The sequence below is a fragment of the Lentzea albidocapillata subsp. violacea genome (genome assembly GCF_900100275.1).
GTDB lineage: Bacteria > Actinomycetota > Actinomycetes > Mycobacteriales > Pseudonocardiaceae > Lentzea > Lentzea violacea.
Genome location: NZ_FNET01000021.1, coordinates 14,908 through 32,857, shown reverse-complemented (window position 1 = coordinate 32,857; position 17,950 = coordinate 14,908). Strand labels below are relative to the sequence as shown.

Below are 17,950 nucleotides of genomic sequence, written 5' to 3'. Positions count from 1 at the left end.
GCCTGGCGGGACCTTCGACCGTGCACACCGGGTGATCATCGACGCCTGAACGGTCGCGTGGCAGCATCCGCACCATGAAGTGGTACGCGGACAGACCGGCAAGATTCACGCGTCAGCTGATCGCCGACCTACTAGCCGCGGCATGGATAGCCACCTGGATCTGGGTGGCGACCACCGCCCACGACTGGGTCCTGGAACTCAGGGCCCCGGGAGACGGCCTGGTCAACGCGGGCGGCGACATCCGCGACGTCTTCACCAACGCGGCGGCGAAAGCCAAGGGCGTGCCCTTCGTGGGCGAGGACCTGGCGGGTGCGCTGGGCAACGGCACCAAGGCCGGCGAAACCCTGACCAGCGCGGGCAACGCGCAGATCAGCGTGGTCCAGGACAGCGCTTTTTGGCTTGCCACCGCCATCGTTGTCATCCCGGTCCTCTTCCTGCTCATCACCTGGCTGCCGATCCGGCTCCACTACGCCCGCAAGGCCGCCAGCACCGCGCGGCTGCGCGACAAGCCTGACCTGCTGGCCCTGAGAGCGCTCACAAGTCTCAGTTCCAGGCAGTTGAGCAAGTTCGACGGTGATCCCGCCGTGGCGTGGCGGACGGGGGACACTGACGTGATCGACGAGTTGGCACGACGTCAGCTGGCCTCGGTGGGGGTGAAGGCATGATCGCGATCGCGGTGATCGCCGCGGTGGTGGCGATGTGCGCCACCGCCATCGCCTTGTGGCAGGCGCGCGAGGCCAAGTACGCGCAGACGGCCGCGAAAGAGGCGCAGAACGCCGCCGGCAGGGCTCAGGAGGAGGCGCAGGCCGCGCGGAAGGCCGTCGAGCAGGCCACGGCCAGTGCCTTGCAGGCCAAGAACTCGGTGGAGGAAACCAAGAAGGCGGCGGCCAAGGCCGAGGAGAGGGCGGTGATGGCGGAGGAGGCCGCCACGGCGTCGCGGATGCTGGCCGACGAGGCCCAGCTCACCGCTCAGCAGGCGACGGCGCGGATCAACGAGTTCGTCGAGGTTCTCGCGGCCGCGCGCAGCCGTAGTGGCATGCCGACGTTCGCGATCACGCCCGGCGCGCCCGACGAGTTCCGGCTCAGCTACTTCGGCGGGCCCGCCGTCATCGAGCAGCTCACGGTGTCCGTGGTGCCGGGCAGTCGCGTGCTCGGGCTCTCCCAGTACGACGAGCCGCCGGCCGAGCACCTCGAGGTGGGTCCGCTCCACAACGGCTCGGCCATCACCTTTCGGGCCGCGACGGGCCAACGTGCCAGCGCGGTGTTCCAGGTCAGGGCCGAGCCGTGGGAGCCGGTCGTCGTGCGAGCGGATCAGTAGACGGGGCCGGTGAACTTCTCGCCTGGGCCCTGGCCGGGCTCGTCCGGCACGGCCGAGGCCTCGCGGAACGCGCGCTGCACCGACTGCAGGCCGTCCTTCAGCGGAGCGGCGTGCGGGCCGAGGTACTCGGAGGTCGCCGTGACCAGGCCGGCGAGGCCGGTGATCAGGCGGCGGGCCTCGTCGAGGTCGCGGCGCGGTGAGTTGTCGGGGTCCGGGTCGGCGAGGCCCAGGCGCTCCGCGGAGGCGGACAGCAGCATCACCGCGGCCCGGCTGATCACCTCGATGCTGGGGACATCGCCCAGGTCACGGATGCTGTCTTCAAGCGGATCGGTCACGGCTACATTCAAGCAAGTCCCCGCGGACGGCCGACGTCACAGGGCCGCGATTCGGGGGTTGACAAGAGCGTCTGCTAGTATTTCGGACGCGACCAGCTCTCGTTAGTGCGAGAGCGGCAAGTGGAGCCCCGCTCCCACCCGCGTTCACCGCTTCTTGAGGTGGCCGGGTCCGGTCCTCCAGGCGGCAGGCACACGGTGCTGGTTGTTCTGAGGTGCGATCGGTCGGAAGCGGGCCCCTTCACCGGGAGACGGTGACGGGGCTCTTGTTTTTGGCGCAACCGAGTCTCAAAGGACGTGAATGACAAGTCCCTCGAACCGCGGTGCACCCGTCAGCACCGAGCCGCGCATCAACGACCGCATCCGGGTGCCGGAAGTTCGTCTGGTCGGGCCGAATGGTGAGCAGGTCGGGATCGTTCGCATCGAGGACGCGCTCCGACTCGCGCAAGAAGCGGATCTCGACCTCGTCGAGGTCGCCGCTCAGGCTCGCCCGCCGGTCTGCAAGCTCATGGACTACGGCAAGTTCAAGTACGAGACCGCGCAGAAGGCCCGCGAGTCGCGTCGGAACCAGCAGCTGACGGTCATCAAGGAGCAGAAGCTCCGCCCGAAGATCGACCCGCACGACTACCTGACGAAGAAGGGCCACGTGGCCCGCTTCCTGTCGCACGGGAACAAGGTCAAGGTGACCATCATGTTCCGCGGCCGCGAGCAGTCGCGCCCGGAGCTCGGTTACAGGCTTCTGCAGAAGCTGGCGGAGGACGTCGCGGAGCTTGGCTTCGTCGAGTCGAACCCCAAGCAGGACGGCCGCAACATGATCATGGTGTTGGCGCCGCACAAGAACATCAAGCCGCGCGTGGTCAAGCAGGACGACGACGATGCGCCCGAGGCGGACGACACCGCTTCGGAAGAGGCGTAGGACGCACCCCCGCCCCCGACCCGGTGGGTAGCACGAGACGAGGACGGAAATGCCGAAGAACAAGACGCACAGCGGGACCTCGAAGCGCTTCAAGGTCACGGGCAGCGGCAAGATCCTCCGGGAGAAGGCCGGCAAGCGCCACATCCTGGAGAAGAAGTCCAGCAAGGTGACGCGTCGCATGAGCGGCACCGCGGTCGTGTCGGAGCACGACGCTCCGCGCATCAAGAAGCTGCTCGGTCTCTGACCCGCTTCGAAACCCCCTAGCTAATTCGGGTGGCGGACCCCGACTCCGCCTCCCCATGAGATCGACAGGATGTACCCGTGGCACGCGTCAAGCGGGCTGTAAACGCCCAGAAGAAGCGTCGTACCGTTCTCGAACTGGCCAGCGGTTACCGCGGCCAGCGCTCGCGGCTGTACCGCAAGGCCAAGGAGCAGGTGCTCCACTCGCTCAACTACGCGTACCGCGACCGCCGTGCGCGCAAGGGCGACTTCCGCAAGCTGTGGATCCAGCGCATCAACGCTGCCTCCCGTGCGAACGGCATGACCTACAACCGCCTGATCCAGGGTCTTCGCCTGGGCGGCGTCGAGGTCGACCGCAAGATCCTCGCGGACCTCGCCGTCCACGACGCCAACGCCTTCTCGGCGCTCGTCGAGATCGCCCGCAAGGCGCTCCCGGCCGACGTGAACGCTCCTGCCGGGGACCAGGCCTGAGCCAGCACCCTCGCGACAGCAACCGACCCGAGGCAGATCCGTTCACCGAACGGACGCCTCGGGTCGTTGCTGCTCGCCACCTGACCCGCCGCCAGGGCCGCGACAAGGCAGGCCGCTTCCTCGTCGAAGGCGCCCAGGCCGTGCGCGAGGCACTTGCCTGGCAGGGCGGCGAGGTGCACGAACTGTTCGTCACGGCGCCGGCCGCGCAACGGAACGCCGAACTGCTCCAGAGCGCCTCCGAGCGAGGCATCCGGATCAGCGAGGTCACTGACAAGGCCGCCGAATCGCTGTCGGAAACCGTGACGCCCCAGGGGATTGTCGCGGTCTGCGACGCGGTCCCGCAGTCGCTGGAAGCAGCCCTGCAGGGCACCCCGCGCCTCGTCGCGGTGCTCTACGGCGTCTCCGACCCCGGCAACGCGGGCACCGTCACGCGCGTGGCCGACGCGGCCGGAGCGGACGCGGTGATCTTCGCGGGCGACACGGTCGACCCGCACAACGGCAAGTGCGTGCGCGCCTCCACCGGCTCGCTCTTCCACCTGCCCATCGCTCGTTCCCGCGACGCGGACGAGGTCTTCGCCGCCTGCCGCCAGGCCGGGCTGAGGCTCGTGGCCGCCGACGGCTACGCGAAGCAGGACCTGGTCGAGGCATCGGCGAACGGCGAACTGGCGCAGCCCACCGCGTGGGTCTTCGGCAGCGAGGCGCACGGCCTGCCCGACGACGTCGTCGCGAAGCTGGACACGTCGCTCAAGGTGCCGCTGTACGGCGCCGCCGAGAGCCTGAACCTCGCGACCGCCGCCGCGGTGTGCCTCTACGCCTCCGCGCGGGATCAGCGGAATTGAGCTGACGGGCCACGGGCGCGCGGTTACTGTGCGCCCGTGCGCGAACCAGAGATCGAAACCCTGTGCTCCCAGCTCGCCTCCTACTACGTCTTTCCGGACACGGCCAACGAGATCGCGAAGGTCGTCCGCGCCCGTCTCGACGAGGGTGCGTACTCCGATGTGGACGATGAGGAGTTCGCGGCCAGGGTGACCGCGGACCTGCAGAGCGTCAACGGCGACAAGCATCTCCGCCTGCTCTACAGCGCGGAGGAGGTCCCCGAGACCGGCCAGGATCTGGCCTGGGACCCGGTGGCGTACCAGAAGGAAGCCGAGCTCGACGCGTTCGGCATCCGCAGGGTCGAGCGGCTCGACGGCAACGTCGGCCTGCTCGAAATTCGCCTGCTGCACGGCGCCGAGATCGCCACGCCGGCCTACGTCGCCGCGATGAACCTCATCGCGCACACGGACGCGTTGATCCTCGACCTGCGCGAGAACCGCGGTGGCGACCCGCAGACGGTCGCGTTGATCTGCAGCTACCTGTTCGACGAACCCGTGCACCTCAACGACATCTACAACCGCCCGGAAGACTCCACCCGGCAGTTCTGGACGCTGCCGCACGTGCCAGGCCCGAAGTTCGGCGGCACGAAGCCCGTCTACGTCCTCACCAGCGCCCGCACGTTCTCCGGTGGCGAGGAACTGAGCTACAACCTCCAGCAGAACGAGCGCGCCACCCTCATCGGCGAGACCACCAGGGGCGGCGCCCACCCCGGCGAACGCTACCGGGTCGGTCCGCACCTCAAGTCCGCGGTTCCCAACGGCCGCGCCATCAACCCGATCTCCGGCACCAACTGGGAGGGCGTCGGAGTCGTCCCGCACATCCAGGTGCCCGCGGACGAGGCGTTCGAGGTCGCCTACAAGAAGGCGACCCCGAAAAGCTAGTCCAGCCGGGCGGTCAGCTCGCGCACCAGCGGATCGGTGCCAGAAGGCTTGTTCTGGCGCCGCAACGCCTCCGACAACATCGAGAGCACGTTCCCGGCCTGGTTGTCGTCGGGCAGCAGCGATGCCGCCCGGCGTGCCTCGGCCTCCGCTCCCTCCGCGTCGTCGGCGATGAGCAGCACGTGCGCCGCCTTCAGCACGACGAACACCCGCCAGCCCTCGTCGCCCAGCGACACCACCAGCGCCTCGGCGTCGCGGTACTGCTTCATCGCCAGCGCGAACTCACCGGTCTGGCCGTGCACCCACGCGCGGATCGCGGCGATCTCGGCCTGGCGCCGGGTGACCTCGTTCGGCTCGTCCAGCAACGGCAGCAACGCCTCGGCGTCGTGCACGGCCGCACGGGTCTCGGTGATCTCGTCGTCGGGCAGGCTCGACGCCAGCTCGACCAGCGAGCCGATCGCCTCCGAGAGGTTGCCCTCCTGCTGCCACAACGCGGCACCGGCGCGCCAGGACGCGATGGCCTCGTCGTGCTTGTCCAGCCGGCCCTGCACCGAGGCGAGCGCGTCGAGCAGGAACGCCCGGCGCCCCGTCTCCTCGGGCGGCAGCAGTTCGGCCGCCTCACGCAGGTAGCGCTCGGCCGCCGGGAGCTCACCCAGCTTGCGGCACACCTGCCCGAGCCGGAACACCACCTGCAGCCGCAGGTCCTCCTGGCCTTCCTGCAGCAGCCGCAACGACTCCTCCAGGACCTCGGCGGCCTCCACGAACCGGTCCGTCTGCACGTAACCGCCACTCAGCGCGAAGCAGAAGTGCGCGGTGTGGCCGGGGGAGAGGTGCACGCGGGAGATCGCCACGGCCTCGCGCAGATCGCCCAGGCAGGCCCCTTCCTGGTCCAGCTCCTGGATCGTCGCGACCTGGTACCAGCGGGCCTCCGCGGCTTCCGGCAGCGGGAACGCCGACACGAACGCCCGCGCCGTCGCCACCGCCTCGGGAACCTTGCGCAGCAACGTCTCCAGCCGCAACCGCAGCCGGTAGCCCTCGAACCGGGCGTTCAACGGGATCTCGCCCGCCATGACCGCCAGGACGTCCGCGTACGCGCCTTCGAGGTCCTGCTGCCGCGCCTTGTGCTCGGCCGTCTCGACCGCGACCCGGCCGCGCAGCTCCGGAACATCCAAAGAGGACGCCAGCGCGATCATCTCGTTCGCCTGCTCGTGCGCGTGCGCGTCGTCGTACAGCTCCGCCAGCGACAGTGCCGCGACCGTCCGCGTGTAGTCCGTCGCCGCCTCGGCCAGGCACCGCTCGGCGAGCGACTGGCCATCCGGCAGCCCCATCGCGAGCCGGGCCTGGTAGCGCAGCGCGAGGTCGGCGGGCAACGCCGTCAGCAGCCCGTCGAACACCGCCGGGTCGAACGGCACGAGCCCGGTCGTCATCCGCCGGATGCCCGCGTGCGCGGCGAGATCGGGCGGCAGCAACGAGTCCATGTCCGCCGGCAGCGAGTCGAGCATCCGCCGCGCCTGCACGAAGTCGCCCTGCTCGTACAGCGTCACCATCGACTCGGCGATCTCCACCGGGTCGCCGAACACGACGGACTCCTCGGCGGGCGCGGCGACCGGCGCGGCCGGCACCGCGAGCTCCACCGCCGGGTAGTCCTTCTGCTCCAGCGACTTCGTGATCCGCTCGTGCCACGCCGGCGTGCCGTTGCGCTCGTCGAACTGCCTCGCGAGCTGCAGGGCCCGCTTCGACAGCCGGTCGAGGAGCTCGGCGGCCGTCCGCGCACCGACCGCGGGGACCTCGAACACCGTGTCGGCCGGGAGGCGTTGCAGCAGCACGGAAGCGCACTCCGCGAACGACATCTCGTCGGCCGGCAGCTGCACGCCCGTCACCTTGTGCAGCGAGCGGCGCAGGATGTCCTCGCCGCGCGCGAGGTTGCCCGTCAGCGCGCAGAACCGGATGTGCTCGTGCACGTACGAGGTGATCTCGTCGTCCTTGATCAACCGGTACGCCGTGGTGTGCGCGTGCGCGGCCTTCTCCAGCTCGCCGATCTCCAGCAACGGCCACAGCAGCGCGGACAGGATGCCCTGCGGCTGCGTGGCGCAGCCGGAGTCGCCCGACAGGCCCTCCCAGCCGTGCGCGGCGGCCTCCTGGTGACGGCCGAGGCGCGCCAGCATCCAGACCTGCTCCTCGATCACGCAGGCCGCGCAGTCCGCCATCGGCCCGCGCTCCGTGGCGAGGTAACGCCCGAGCTGCTCGGCGAGGCCTGTCATGTCACCGACGTGGTAGGCGTACTCGGCGCGGGCGCCGTGCACCGGCTGCACCGAGAAACCGAGCCTGCCGTAGCGGTCCGCCAGCTGGCCGATCACGGCCTGCAGCTGGTCCAGCGAGAACTTCGGGTCGCGGCGCAGCCCGGTCGCGATCCATTTGTGCGCCCAGTTCAGCGAGTGGACCTCGTACTCGTTGAACGCCTCGGGATCCTTCTCCTCGGCGGCCCGCACCCACGCGAACGGCGCGAGCATCAGGTCGTAGCGCGACAGGTAGTACGCCGAGTCGATCAGCGCGGTGCGGCACGAGACGCCGAGCGGCAGGTGCCCGAGCGCGTCGGACATGCGCGCGGCCCGTTCCAGCGCCTCGTGCTTCGGCATGCCCGTGGGCATGTTGTACGCCTCCAGGAACGCCCGTTCGGCGTCCTCGGCGGTGAAGTCGGCCATGTTCACTTACCCCCAACGGCGCGGTCCAGCAGTTCCAGGAACGAACGGTTCAGCGCCGCCGTGTCCTTCGGTCGCATCGCTCGCCGAGCCTGCAGAACGGCGTGCACGTATAGAGATTCGAGCGTCAGCTCCACCAGAGCCGGGTCCCTCAGCCGCGCCAGTCGCTGCACCAGCGGGTTGCGGCAGTTGAGGACCAGCTGCTCGGGACGTGACGTTCCGGAGCCCGCGGTCAGCTGCCCGAGCAGCTCCGCCCACAACGGGTCCGTCACCTCCTCCGCCGTCTGCTCGGTGTCGAGCTTGCGCTGCTGTTCCGCGTTGGTGATCAGCAGGGCGGGCAACGAGACCGGGTCGAAGTCGCGGATCACCGCGTCGCAGTCGTGCCGGTCCAGCGCCGCCGCGCCCTCGGAGAGCCGCAGCCGCAGCGCCGTCTCGATGCCCGGTTCCGGATCGGCCAGCGCCGCCAGCAGTTCCGACGGCGCGACCCGGCGCGCGACGGCAGGACCGTCCAGGGCGCTCAGCCGGTTCAGCAGCTCCATGTCGTAGGCGTAGCCGGCGTTCACGAGACCCAGCCCCTGCGCGGCCGCGACCGGCGCGAGCTGGTGGAACTCGTCGACGTCCGGGATGTAGAGGATCGCGCCGTGCTTGCGCTTGAACTGCCGCAACGGGATCGCGCCCTCGGTCGTCTCGAACGGCAGCCACCGCTCGACCAGCCGCAGCATCTCGTCGTCCGAACGCGCCAGCGACTTGATGCCCAGGTGGTGCGCGGCCAGCAGCTCACCGGCCCGGCGCGGTTCGATCGCGTCCAGCCTGATCAGCCAGTCGCGGATCTGCTCGCCCAGCTCCTCACGCACCGCCAGCAGCATCTCGTCCTGGTAGAGCGACTCGCGTGACGCCGTGGGCCGGATCGCGGACGCGTCGACCACGCACCGCACGAAGTACGCCCAGTCCGGCAGCAGGCCCTCGACGTTGTCGCCGACCAGCATCCGCTTCAGGTACACCCGGTGCGTCTGGCGCGTGCCGGGGTGCACACCGGACGGCAGCACGAACGCGACACCGGTGAGTCCCGCCGCCTCGACCTCGATCGGGATCGCCTCGAAGGGCCTGAACCCGAGGACCTGCTCGCAGTACTCGGAAAGGTCGGCGTCCTCGTCGTCCCACGGACGTTCGCCGCGGGTGACCTGAGCGCCGTCCAGCGTCACGACGGCCGGCAGCAGATCGCCGTAGTCGCTCACCAACGGCCGCACGACGTCGGCTTCGAGCCAGTGTTCGTTGCCACGCGAAGCAGTCAGCTTCACCGTCGTACCGACCGGCACACCGTCCGCAGTGTCCATTTCGGACACGGTGTAGTTACCCGAGGAGTCCGCCTCCCACCGCACGGCCGGACCACCGCGAGCGGACCGCGTGATGACCGTCACGGACGAGGCGACGAGGAAGCACGACAGCATGCCGACGCCGAACTGCCCGAGGAACCCTTCGCGGGCGAACCCCAGGTCGTCCCGCTTCGACGTGCGGCCGAGCGTGGACAACAGCTCGTGGACCTCGTCCTCGGTGAGCCCCACGCCGGTGTCGGTGATCGTCAGCGCCGGACCGCAGGTGATCGTGATGCCGGCGGGGCAGGACGGGTCGAGCTCACGCCTCGCCGTGATCGCGTCGACGGCGTTCTGCAGCAGTTCCCGCACGTAGACGCGCGGGCTGCTGTACAGGTGGTGACTGAGCAGGTCGATGATGCCGCGCAGGTCGACGCGGAAGGTGTGCGACATGATGCCGCCCATCCTAGGGACGATCGAGGGGCCGGTGCCGCTCTTTAACGGAACGCTCCGGAACGGTCAACAGCGCACCCACTAGGATCGGCCTGTTCATTACCGAGGTCCGCTGTGTGGATCAAAACTGGGAGCTGTCCACAAACCATGTCCGGAGCCAACGACCCGTACGACCCGAAGCAGGTCGCGGCGCTGTCAGCCGAGCACCTCGACGCGGCCGTGCGGAAGGCGCGCGAGGCGTTCGCCGGGGCAGCCGACCTCGAGGCGCTGGCGGCGGTCAAGCCCGGCCACCTCGGTGACCGGTCGCCCGTGCTGCTGGCCCGCCGCGAGATCGGTGCCCTGCCCCCCAAGGCCAAGGCCGAGGCCGGCAAGCGGGTGAACGAGGCGCAGTCCGCGATCAGGACCGCGTTCGACGAGCGCTTCGCCGTGCTCCAGGTCGAGCGCGACGAGCGGGTGCTGCGCGAGGAGTCCGTCGACGTCACGCTGCCCTGGGACCGCTTCCCGCGCGGCGCGCGCCACCCGATCACCACGCTCGCCGAGCGCATCGGTGACGTCTTCGTGGCCATGGGCTACGAGATCGCCGAAGGCCCCGAGCTCGAGACCGAGTGGTTCAACTTCGACGCGCTGAACTTCGGCAAGGACCACCCGGCCCGCTCGATGCAGGACACGTTCTACGTCGCGCCGGGTGACTCGCAGCTGGTCCTGCGCACGCACACCTCGCCGGTGCAGGCCCGCACGCTGCTGGACCGCGAACTGCCGGTGTACGTCGTGTGCCCCGGCCGCACGTTCCGCACCGACGAGCTCGACGCGACGCACACCCCGGTGTTCCACCAGGTCGAGGGCCTCGCGGTCGACAAGGGCCTGACGATGGGCCACCTCAAGGGCACGCTCGACGCGTTCGCCCGCGCGATGTTCGGCGAGGACTCGAAGACCCGCCTGCGCCCGAGCTTCTTCCCGTTCACCGAACCGTCGGCCGAGGTCGACGTGTGGTTCCCGGAGAAGAAGGGTGGCGCCGGCTGGGTCGAGTGGGGCGGCTGCGGCATGGTCAACCCCAACGTGCTGCGCGCCACCGGCGTCGACCCGGACGTCTACTCCGGCTTCGCGTTCGGCATGGGCCTGGAACGCACCCTGCAGTTCCGCAACGGTCTTCCCGACATGCGCGACATGGTCGAGGGCGACGTCCGCTTCACCCAGCCTTTCGGAACGGAGGCCTGATCCGGATGCGCGTCCCGGTCAGCTGGCTGGTCGAACACCTCGGTTTCGACGAAGTCCCCACGCCCGACGAACTCGCCGAGGCGTTCACCCGCATCGGCATCGAGGTCGAGGAGGTGAGCCCGCTCGGTCCCGTGACCGGCCCGATCGTCGCCGGTCGCGTCGTCGAGATCGAGGAGCTCACCGAGTTCAAGAAGCCGATCCGCTACTGCCGGGTCGAGGTCGGCCCGGAGCAGGTCAACCAGATCATCTGCGGTGCCACGAACTTCGTCGAGGGCGACTCGGTCGTCGTCGCGCTGCCCGGCGCCGTGCTGCCGGGTGGTTTCGCGATCTCCGAGCGCAAGACGTACGGCCGCGTGTCGCAGGGCATGATCTGCGCCTCCGACGAGCTCGGCATCGGCGACGACCACTCCGGCATCCTCGTGCTGCCCACCGGCACCGCGCAGCCCGGCGACGACGCGCTGGAGCTGCTCGGCCTGAACGACAGCGTCATCGAGCTCGCGCCGACCCCGGACCGCGGCTACGCGTTCTCGGTCCGCGGCCTCGCCCGCGAGATCGCCTGCGCGCTCGACGTGCCGTTCGGCGACCCCGGCGTGGTCGAGATCCCCGAGCCCGAGGGCGAGGCGTGGCCGGTCCACATCGAGGACCGTCCCGGCTGCTCCCGGTTCACCGCGCGCCGCGTCACCGGTGTCGATCCGACGGCGCCGACGCCGTGGTGGATGCGCCGCCGCCTGATGCTCGCGGGCATGCGCTCGATCTCGCTGCCGGTCGACGTCACGAACTACGTGATGCTCGAACTGGGCCAGCCGCTGCACGCGTTCGACGCGGCGTCCCTGTCCGGCGCGCTGACGGTCCGCCGTGCGCTGGCGGGGGAGAAGCTCACGACGCTGGACGACCAGGTCCGCGCGCTCGACGCCGACGACATCGTGATCGCCGACGACTCCGGCGTGATCTCGCTGGCCGGTGTCATGGGTGGTGCGTCGACCGAGGTCGGCGACAGCTCCTCGGACATCCTGCTGGAAGCCGCGAACTGGGACCCGGCGTCCATCGCGCGCACGGTCCGCCGGCACAAGCTGCCGTCCGAGGCCGCGAAGCGCTTCGAGCGCACCGTCGACCCGGCTCTCGCGCCCGTCGCGCTGGAGCGGGCCGCGAAGCTGCTCAACCACTACGCCGAGGGCCAGATCAAGCCCGGCCGCACGGACGTGGGCGTGCCCGCGCTGCCCGCGCCGGTGTCGATGCCGATCGACCTGCCGGACCGCATCGCCGGGGTCCGCTACGCGCGGGGGGTCACGGCCCGCCGGCTCGGCCAGATCGGCTGCCAGGTCTCGGTGACCACCTCGGAGGAGGGCCAGACGATCGTCACGGCCGTGCCGCCGACGTGGCGTGCCGACCTCGTGCAGCCCGCCGACCTGGTGGAGGAGGTGCTGCGCCTGGAGGGCTACGACACGATTCCGTCGGTGCTGCCGCCCGCTCCCGCCGGTCGGGGCCTGACCGAGCAGCAGCGCCGTCGCCGCACGGTGTGGCGCACGCTGGCCGAGGACGGGTTCGTCGAGGTCAAGCCGTTCCCGTTCATCGACCCGTCGGTGTTCGACGCCTTCGGCCTGCCGGCGGACGACATCCGGCGCAACACGGTCGGCGTGCTGAACCCGCTGGAGGCGGACAAGAACGTCCTGGCGACGACGCTGCTGCCGGGCCTCTTGGAGACCCTCCAACGCAACCTCGCCCGTGGTGCGAAGGACGTCTCGCTCTACAACATCGCCCAGGTGACGCTGCCGCGCGCCCAGCAGGTGCCCGTGCCGTCGCTGGGCGTGGACCGCCGGCCGACCGAGGCCGAGGTGGCCTCGCTGCAGGCCGCGCTGCCGCACCAGCCGCTGCACGTCGCCGGTGTGCTCACGGGCCACCGCGAACTGGCCGGCTGGTGGGGCAAGGGCCGCACCGCCGACTGGTCGGACGCCGTCGAGGCCGCCCGGCGCGCCGCTCAGGCCTACGGCGTGCAGCTGCGCGTCGTGGCGTCGGACCTGCTGCCGTGGCACCCCGGCCGTTGCGCCGAGCTGCGGGTCGGCGACTGGCCCGTCGGCCACGCCGGTGAGCTGCACCCGAAGGTGATCGAGGCGCTCGGACTGCCCAAGCGGACCGTGGCGTTCGAGCTCGACCTCGACGCGCTGCCGCTGGACGACCACCGCCCGGCCCCGATGGTCTCGGCGTACCCGCCGGTGCTGCTGGACGTCGCGCTGGTCGTCGACGCCTCCGTGCCGGTGCAGTCGGTGTCCGAGGTCCTCGGCGCGTCCGCGGGCGACCTGCTGGAGGACATCCGCCTGTTCGACGTCTACACGGGTGAGCAGGCAGGCGAGGGCAAGAAGTCGCTCGCGTACTCGCTGCGCTTCCGTGCGCCGGACCGCACGCTGACGGTGGAGGAGGCGACTTCGGCCCGCGACGCCGCCGTCGCCGCCGCCGCGGAACGCCTGGGCGCCGCACTCCGCACCTGACCTGCCGGCTGACGGCACGCGGGGACCTTCCTGGAGTACGGAAAGCTCCCCGCGTGCACAAACCCAGGTCGTGGTACCGAAAAACCGATGGGCAAGTTCGCTCGATCGGCTGAGTCCCGGAAGTCGGGATTTGGGGTCAAATCAGCAGGTGGTAGCCCTGCGTAGCTGTCAAGGTGCCAAAAGACCCTCATTACAAGGGGAAATCGGCGCCCGTCAGACGCTTGCGCAGTACGTGAAGCTTCTCCAAGATTGGCGGCGCGGCCCGCCAGGGCCGAGGGGCGAAGCGATGAACCACCGGGCGAGTATGGTCGCCGGTCCGGTGGGGAGCTAGAGGCGAACCCACCGCCTGGGAGCAACAACTCTGGAGAGTTGCGCCATGCGTAGTCTGGGTCCGCGCCTTGAGATCGCTGTGTCCTTGACGATCCTCATGGTCGGCGCCGCGGTCGTGGCGGCCATGCACCTCACGTGGCCCGAGCAGCAACTGCCCGCGATGGCGTATTCCGTGAGCAGCGGCGAGTCGGGCATGCAGCAGCTCAAGCCGTTCGAGATCAACGACATCTCCGGCGCTCCCGTGGAGCTCAAGCCAGGTGCCGTGGGCCAGCGCAAGGTGCGGCTGTCCAACCCCAACCCGGTCGTCATCATCGTCGAGAGCCTGTCGGCGGTGCCCGGCCAGCCGCTCGACGGCACCCAGCAGCGCGTCGAGGGCTGCCCGTCCGGCGTGCTGACGGTCGTGCCGCTCACCGACGTCGTGGAGATCCCCGCGGGAGGTGCGGTCGAGGTCGCCATGAAGGTCGAGGTCGCCGCCGACGTCCCGGCGGCGTGCGCCGAGCTCGTCTTCCCGCTCACCTACTCGGGTCGCGCGAAACACGGCTAGAGGTGTTTCAACGCCTCGCGCCGTGACAACGGCGACAACCCAGGCCGGGCCTCGACGAACGAGCGCACCCAGCCAGGCTCGGTCTTCGCGAACTCCCGCAGCGCCCAGCCGATCCCCTTGCGCAGGAAGAAGTCGGGATCGTCCACGTTGGCGTCGACGCACGCCGTCAGCAGTTCCACGTCGGTCGCGCCCTTGAACCCGAGCTGGCAGATCACCGACGTCCGGCGGCGCCACCTGTCCGCGTCGACGGACCACTTCAGCATCAACGGCCGCACGACGTCAGGCGTCGAGCGCAGCAACGGCCCGACGCGTTTCGACGCGATCTCGTCGACGTAGTCCCACCACGCGCCAGTCACGATCATCTCGTCGAACCACGGCAGCAGATCGACGGACTGGAATCGGCGATCACCGCTCAGTGACAACGCGATGTAGCGCTCCTCGCGATAGGTCGCCTCGCGCCACAACATCTGGATCGCGCCGAGCCACTCGTCCCGGTCGTGCAACTGGGGAAGCGACTTCAGCAGTGCCACGCGTCCCGGTTTCTGCACGCCCAGGAATGGCATGCCGGACTTCATGTACGCCTGCATCTCCAGCGCCTTCACCGGATCCGCGCGCTCCTCGAGTCCCGCTCGAACCGCCTCGATCAAGGAAACCTCAAGAGTCACACCCAAACGTTATAGGCATAAGGAGTAGCCCTGTTGGGATTTATGGCCCCATCGGTACCGGAAGTCCTAACGAACGCGCAAAACATCACTTGACCGGGTGCTCATGTGAACGGAAAGGGTGCTTGATCCGGATACAGTTCGCGTTCATGCGCGTGCTCATGGTCGTGGCGGCGCTCGTGCTCGGCAGCATGGGTGCTACCAAAGCGGACACGGTGGATTACCTGGATCTGCCGCTGGTGAACGGAAACGGCGAACAGCGGGGTGGAGTGCACCCCGACCTGCCGTCCGACCGTGCCGCGATCGAGCAGGCGCTGGCCGGATACCGGGCCAGGGGCATCGCGCCGGCGAGGTTCAGGGCGTTGCTGTGGCAGTACTGGATCGTGCGTGCCGCCGAGGACGCGGGCGTCAACCTGGCCGAGTGGGACCCGCAGCGTTCCGCGGACGCCAACCGCGCGGTGATCTTCGCCGTCTACGACTTCTACACGAAGCTCTACCTGACGCACCCGGACACGTTGCGGTGGATGGGTTTCGCGAACATCGGCGCGCCTGCTTTCGCCGCCGGAATGCTCGACCTCGGTTCGGTCCCGGAACTGCGCTGGTTCTCGTCGATGCTGATGTCGATGCAGAAGCACATCTTCATGGACTTAGGCGCGATGCACGCCGCCTACCTGCACGGTGGCATCAAGGCCGTGGAGGAACTGCGCGACGCGGGCATCATCGACGCCGACACCACGGCGGCGTGGGCGGACCCGGCGCAGGCCGTCATGGAGTTCTCGTCACGCGAGCAGAACCTGGTGATCGCCGGCCAGTTCGACCGGATGCGGTCCCGGCTGCTGCCGCCCGGCGAGATGGTCACGTACGCGATCACGGTCGCCGGGCCGATGCCCGTTCCCGGCGGGAAGACGCCGGCGCAGTACCGGCCGTTGTTCGGCGGTCCGCTGCCCGCGTTCAACTACGCGGACCGGGTGGCGCGCTGGGACTTCCTGAGCAACGACACGGTGCCCGCCTACGAGCGGCTCAGCAGGGACGCGGTGCACCGGATCGTGCAGCGGCCGTTCGCCGAGCGGGTCGCGGAGTACCGGGCCACCGGCCGCCTGCTGGATCTGCTGCCGTTCAGGAGTTCCGGAGTGGAATCGCAGCCGTCGAAGTAGGGTGTCGACCATGACGCCGTACGACTACGACCTGATCGTCATCGGCTCTGGCCCTGGCGGCCAGAAGGCGGCGATCGCAGGTGCGAAGCTGGGCAAGCGCGTGGCGATCATCGACAAGCAGGAGATGGTCGGCGGTGTCTGCGCGAACACGGGCACCATCCCGTCGAAGACCCTGCGCGAAGCCGTCATGTTCCTGACGGGCATGAGCCAGCGCGAGCTGTACGGCGCCAGCTACCGCGTCAAGCAGGACATCACGATCACCGACCTGATGGCCCGCACGCAGCACGTGATCGGCCGCGAGGTCCAGGTCGTGCGCGCGCAACTGCACCGCAACGGCATCGACCTCCTCAACGGCTGGGGCCGCTTCCTCGACGAGCACACCGTCGCCGTCGACGGGAGCCACCGCGGCGACCACACCACGATCACCGGCGAGTACATCGTCATCGCGACCGGCACGACGCCGGCCCGCCCCTCCGTGGTGGACTTCGACGAGGAGCGGATCCTCGACTCCGACGAGGTCTTCGCACTGCAGGAGATCCCGGCGTCGCTCGTGGTCGTCGGCGCGGGCGTGATCGGCATCGAGTACGCCTCGATGTTCGCCGCCCTGGGCACCCGCGTGACGGTCGTGGAGCAGCGCGAGAAGATGCTGGACTTCTGCGATCCCGAGATCGTCGAGTCGCTGAAGTTCCACCTGCGCGACCAGGCGGTCACGTTCCGCTTCGGCGAGAAGGTGGTGAACGTCGAGGTGTCCAAGGGCGGCACCATCACGACGCTGGCCTCCGGCAAGCGCATCCCGGCCGCCGCCGTCATGTACTCGGCGGGCCGGCAGGGCACCACCGAGAAGCTGAACCTCGCCGCCGCCGGGATCGAGGCCGACAACCGCGGCCGCCTGTCCGTCGACGAGCACTACCGCACGCCGGTCGAGCACATCTACGCCGTCGGCGACGTGATCGGCTTCCCGGCGCTGGCCGCGACGTCGATGGACCAGGGCCGGCTGGCCGCCTACCACGCGTTCGGCGAGGCGGTGCACGAACTGACCGCGCTGCAGCCGATCGGCATCTACACGATCCCCGAGATCTCCTACTGCGGCGCCACCGAAGCCGAGCTGACGTCGTCCGCGGTGCCCTACGAGGTCGGCATCTCCCGGTACCGCGAGCTCGCCCGCGGCCAGATCGTCGGTGACGCGTACGGCATGCTGAAGCTGCTGGTGTCCACTGTGGACCGGAAGATCCTCGGTGTGCACGTGTTCGGCACCGGCGCCACGGACCTGGTGCACATCGGTCAGGCCGTGATGGGCTGCGGCGGCACGGTCGACTACCTGGTCGACACGGTCTTCAACTACCCGACGCTGTCCGAGGCCTACAAGGTCGCGGCGCTGGACGCCACGAACAAGATCCGCGCACTGGACCGCTTCACGACCGAGTGATCACGACCGGGTGAGGCCGGCGTCGTGGGCCACGATGGCGGCCTGCACGCGGTTGGAGCACGCCAGCTTGGGCAGGATCCGGCTGATGTGCGCCTTCACCGTGCCGGTCGCCATGAAGAGCTGCTCACCGATCTCGGTGTTGGACAGCCCCTCGCCCACGAGCTTGAGCACGCCCCGTTCGGTCTCGGTGAGCGTGTCGATCTTGCGGCGCGCCTCCGAACCGTCGTTCGGTGCGGTCAGGTGCTTCTCGATCAGGCGTTTGGTGATCTGCGGGGCCAGGATCGGCTCGCCCCGCGCGGCCCTGCGGACGGCGTTGATCAGCTCCTGCGGCGGGGTGTCCTTGAGCAGGAACCCGGTCGCGCCGACCTTCAGCGCCTGGGCCACGTAGGAGTCCTCGCCGAACGTCGTGAGCATGACGACGTTGGCCCTCGCCGCGATCTGCTCGGCGGCCTTGAGCCCGTCGCCACCCGGCATGCGGATGTCGAGCAGGGCGACGTCGATCGTGTGCTTCAGGGTCAGCTCGACGGCCTGTCTGCCGTCGCTCGCCTCGGCGACCACGGTGATCTCGGGGTCGTTCTCCAGGATCAGCCGGATGCCGGCCCGCATGAGCGTTTCGTCGTCGGCGATGAGAACTCGGATCACG

17 protein-coding genes are annotated in these 17,950 nt (G+C 69.6%); 12 read left to right on the top strand and 5 right to left on the bottom strand.

Going from position 1 to position 17,950, the window contains the following annotated elements; translation table 11 throughout:
- Positions 1-74: 74 nt before the first annotated feature.
- The gene (locus tag BLR21_RS33095) at positions 75-665 is read left to right on the top strand and encodes a hypothetical protein (protein WP_090012322.1); all 591 of its coding nucleotides are present in this window, start codon (positions 75-77) and stop codon (positions 663-665) included.
- Complete coding sequence (locus BLR21_RS33090) at positions 662-1,318, top strand: hypothetical protein (protein WP_090012320.1); 657 nt, start codon at positions 662-664, stop codon at positions 1,316-1,318. Before BLR21_RS33095 ends, BLR21_RS33090 begins: the two co-directional genes overlap by 4 nt.
- On the opposite strand, the gene BLR21_RS33085 is transcribed toward BLR21_RS33090, so the two are convergent.
- Positions 1,312-1,653 (bottom strand): DUF1844 domain-containing protein, encoded by a 342-nt coding sequence (locus BLR21_RS33085; RefSeq protein WP_090012317.1) that lies wholly within the window; start codon positions 1,651-1,653, stop codon positions 1,312-1,314. The two genes, BLR21_RS33090 and BLR21_RS33085, sit on opposite strands and share 7 nt — an antisense overlap.
- 298 nt (positions 1,654-1,951) lie before the next feature.
- On the opposite strand from BLR21_RS33085, the gene infC reads away from it, so the two are divergent.
- From infC to BLR21_RS33060, 5 genes are all read left to right on the top strand, one after another.
- A complete protein-coding gene (gene infC, locus BLR21_RS33080) occupies positions 1,952-2,566 on the top strand; it encodes a translation initiation factor IF-3 (protein WP_090012314.1) in 615 nt (204 codons plus the stop codon).
- A gap of 49 nt (positions 2,567-2,615) precedes the next feature.
- Positions 2,616-2,810, top strand: coding sequence for a 50S ribosomal protein L35 (gene rpmI, locus BLR21_RS33075; RefSeq protein WP_030481724.1), 195 nt, complete (start codon positions 2,616-2,618; stop codon positions 2,808-2,810).
- A gap of 77 nt (positions 2,811-2,887) precedes the next feature.
- Positions 2,888-3,277 carry a 50S ribosomal protein L20 gene (gene rplT / locus BLR21_RS33070; RefSeq protein ID WP_090012311.1) on the top strand — a complete coding sequence of 130 codons (390 nt, stop codon included), beginning with the start codon at positions 2,888-2,890 and terminating at the stop codon, positions 3,275-3,277.
- On the top strand, positions 3,274-4,116 hold the full coding sequence (locus tag BLR21_RS33065) for a TrmH family RNA methyltransferase (protein WP_090012503.1): 843 nt from the start codon (positions 3,274-3,276) through the stop codon (positions 4,114-4,116). The genes rplT and BLR21_RS33065 overlap by 4 nt, the downstream gene beginning before the upstream one ends.
- Positions 4,117-4,152: 36 nt before the next feature.
- Complete coding sequence (locus BLR21_RS33060; protein WP_143027991.1) at positions 4,153-5,034, top strand: S41 family peptidase; 882 nt, start codon at positions 4,153-4,155, stop codon at positions 5,032-5,034.
- On the opposite strand, the gene BLR21_RS41950 is transcribed toward BLR21_RS33060, so the two are convergent.
- Both BLR21_RS41950 and BLR21_RS33055 read right to left on the bottom strand, forming a co-directional pair.
- Positions 5,031-7,733 carry a hypothetical protein gene (locus tag BLR21_RS41950; protein ID WP_143027990.1) on the bottom strand — a complete coding sequence of 901 codons (2,703 nt, stop codon included), beginning with the start codon at positions 7,731-7,733 and terminating at the stop codon, positions 5,031-5,033. The two genes, BLR21_RS33060 and BLR21_RS41950, sit on opposite strands and share 4 nt — an antisense overlap.
- Before the next feature lie 2 nt (positions 7,734-7,735).
- Positions 7,736-9,505: an HSP90 family protein gene (locus tag BLR21_RS33055; protein ID WP_256335098.1), complete on the bottom strand. Its 1,770-nt coding sequence runs from the start codon at positions 9,503-9,505 to the stop codon at positions 7,736-7,738.
- A 135-nt stretch (positions 9,506-9,640) separates the two neighbouring features.
- On the opposite strand from BLR21_RS33055, the gene pheS reads away from it, so the two are divergent.
- From pheS to BLR21_RS33040, 3 genes are all read left to right on the top strand, one after another.
- Positions 9,641-10,708, top strand: coding sequence for a phenylalanine--tRNA ligase subunit alpha (gene pheS / locus BLR21_RS33050; RefSeq protein WP_090012309.1), 1,068 nt, complete (start codon positions 9,641-9,643; stop codon positions 10,706-10,708).
- A 5-nt stretch (positions 10,709-10,713) separates the two neighbouring features.
- Positions 10,714-13,191 (top strand): phenylalanine--tRNA ligase subunit beta, encoded by a 2,478-nt coding sequence (gene pheT / locus BLR21_RS33045; RefSeq protein ID WP_090012306.1) that lies wholly within the window; start codon positions 10,714-10,716, stop codon positions 13,189-13,191.
- A gap of 376 nt (positions 13,192-13,567) precedes the next feature.
- A complete protein-coding gene (locus BLR21_RS33040) occupies positions 13,568-14,065 on the top strand; it encodes a hypothetical protein (protein ID WP_090012303.1) in 498 nt (165 codons plus the stop codon).
- Here BLR21_RS33040 and BLR21_RS33035 read toward each other — a convergent pair.
- Complete coding sequence (locus BLR21_RS33035) at positions 14,062-14,730, bottom strand: DNA alkylation repair protein (RefSeq protein ID WP_090012301.1); 669 nt, start codon at positions 14,728-14,730, stop codon at positions 14,062-14,064. The two genes, BLR21_RS33040 and BLR21_RS33035, sit on opposite strands and share 4 nt — an antisense overlap.
- A gap of 146 nt (positions 14,731-14,876) precedes the next feature.
- Between BLR21_RS33035 and BLR21_RS33030 the strand changes: the two genes are divergently transcribed.
- Together BLR21_RS33030 and sthA are read left to right on the top strand one after the other, a co-directional pair.
- Positions 14,877-15,881: a hypothetical protein gene (locus tag BLR21_RS33030; protein WP_143027989.1), complete on the top strand. Its 1,005-nt coding sequence runs from the start codon at positions 14,877-14,879 to the stop codon at positions 15,879-15,881.
- A gap of 10 nt (positions 15,882-15,891) precedes the next feature.
- Positions 15,892-17,307, top strand: coding sequence for a Si-specific NAD(P)(+) transhydrogenase (gene sthA, locus BLR21_RS33025; protein WP_090012498.1), 1,416 nt, complete (start codon positions 15,892-15,894; stop codon positions 17,305-17,307).
- Here the strand turns inward: sthA and BLR21_RS33020 are convergent, their stop codons facing one another.
- Positions 17,308-17,949, bottom strand: a complete 642-nt coding sequence (locus BLR21_RS33020; RefSeq protein ID WP_090012297.1) for a response regulator — start codon at positions 17,947-17,949, stop codon at positions 17,308-17,310.
- Between the last annotated feature and the right edge of the window lies 1 nt (position 17,950).

What these genes read in the sequence shown, in the direction of transcription:
- BLR21_RS41950 (WP_143027990.1), bottom strand. Translation starts at nt 7,733, where the DNA reads ATGGCCGACTTCACCGCCGAGGACGCCGAACGGGCGTTCCTGGAGGCG.
- BLR21_RS33040 (WP_090012303.1), top strand. Translation starts at nt 13,568, where the DNA reads ATGCGTAGTCTGGGTCCGCGCCTTGAGATCGCTGTGTCCTTGACGATC.
- pheS (WP_090012309.1), top strand. Translation starts at nt 9,641, where the DNA reads ATGTCCGGAGCCAACGACCCGTACGACCCGAAGCAGGTCGCGGCGCTG.
- BLR21_RS33030 (WP_143027989.1), top strand. Translation starts at nt 14,877, where the DNA reads ATGCGCGTGCTCATGGTCGTGGCGGCGCTCGTGCTCGGCAGCATGGGT.
- rpmI (WP_030481724.1), top strand. Translation starts at nt 2,616, where the DNA reads ATGCCGAAGAACAAGACGCACAGCGGGACCTCGAAGCGCTTCAAGGTC.
- sthA (WP_090012498.1), top strand. Translation starts at nt 15,892, where the DNA reads ATGACGCCGTACGACTACGACCTGATCGTCATCGGCTCTGGCCCTGGC.
- BLR21_RS33095 (WP_090012322.1), top strand. Translation starts at nt 75, where the DNA reads ATGAAGTGGTACGCGGACAGACCGGCAAGATTCACGCGTCAGCTGATC.
- infC (WP_090012314.1), top strand. Translation starts at nt 1,952, where the DNA reads ATGACAAGTCCCTCGAACCGCGGTGCACCCGTCAGCACCGAGCCGCGC.
- BLR21_RS33055 (WP_256335098.1), bottom strand. Translation starts at nt 9,505, where the DNA reads ATGGGCGGCATCATGTCGCACACCTTCCGCGTCGACCTGCGCGGCATC.
- BLR21_RS33090 (WP_090012320.1), top strand. Translation starts at nt 662, where the DNA reads ATGATCGCGATCGCGGTGATCGCCGCGGTGGTGGCGATGTGCGCCACC.
- pheT (WP_090012306.1), top strand. Translation starts at nt 10,714, where the DNA reads ATGCGCGTCCCGGTCAGCTGGCTGGTCGAACACCTCGGTTTCGACGAA.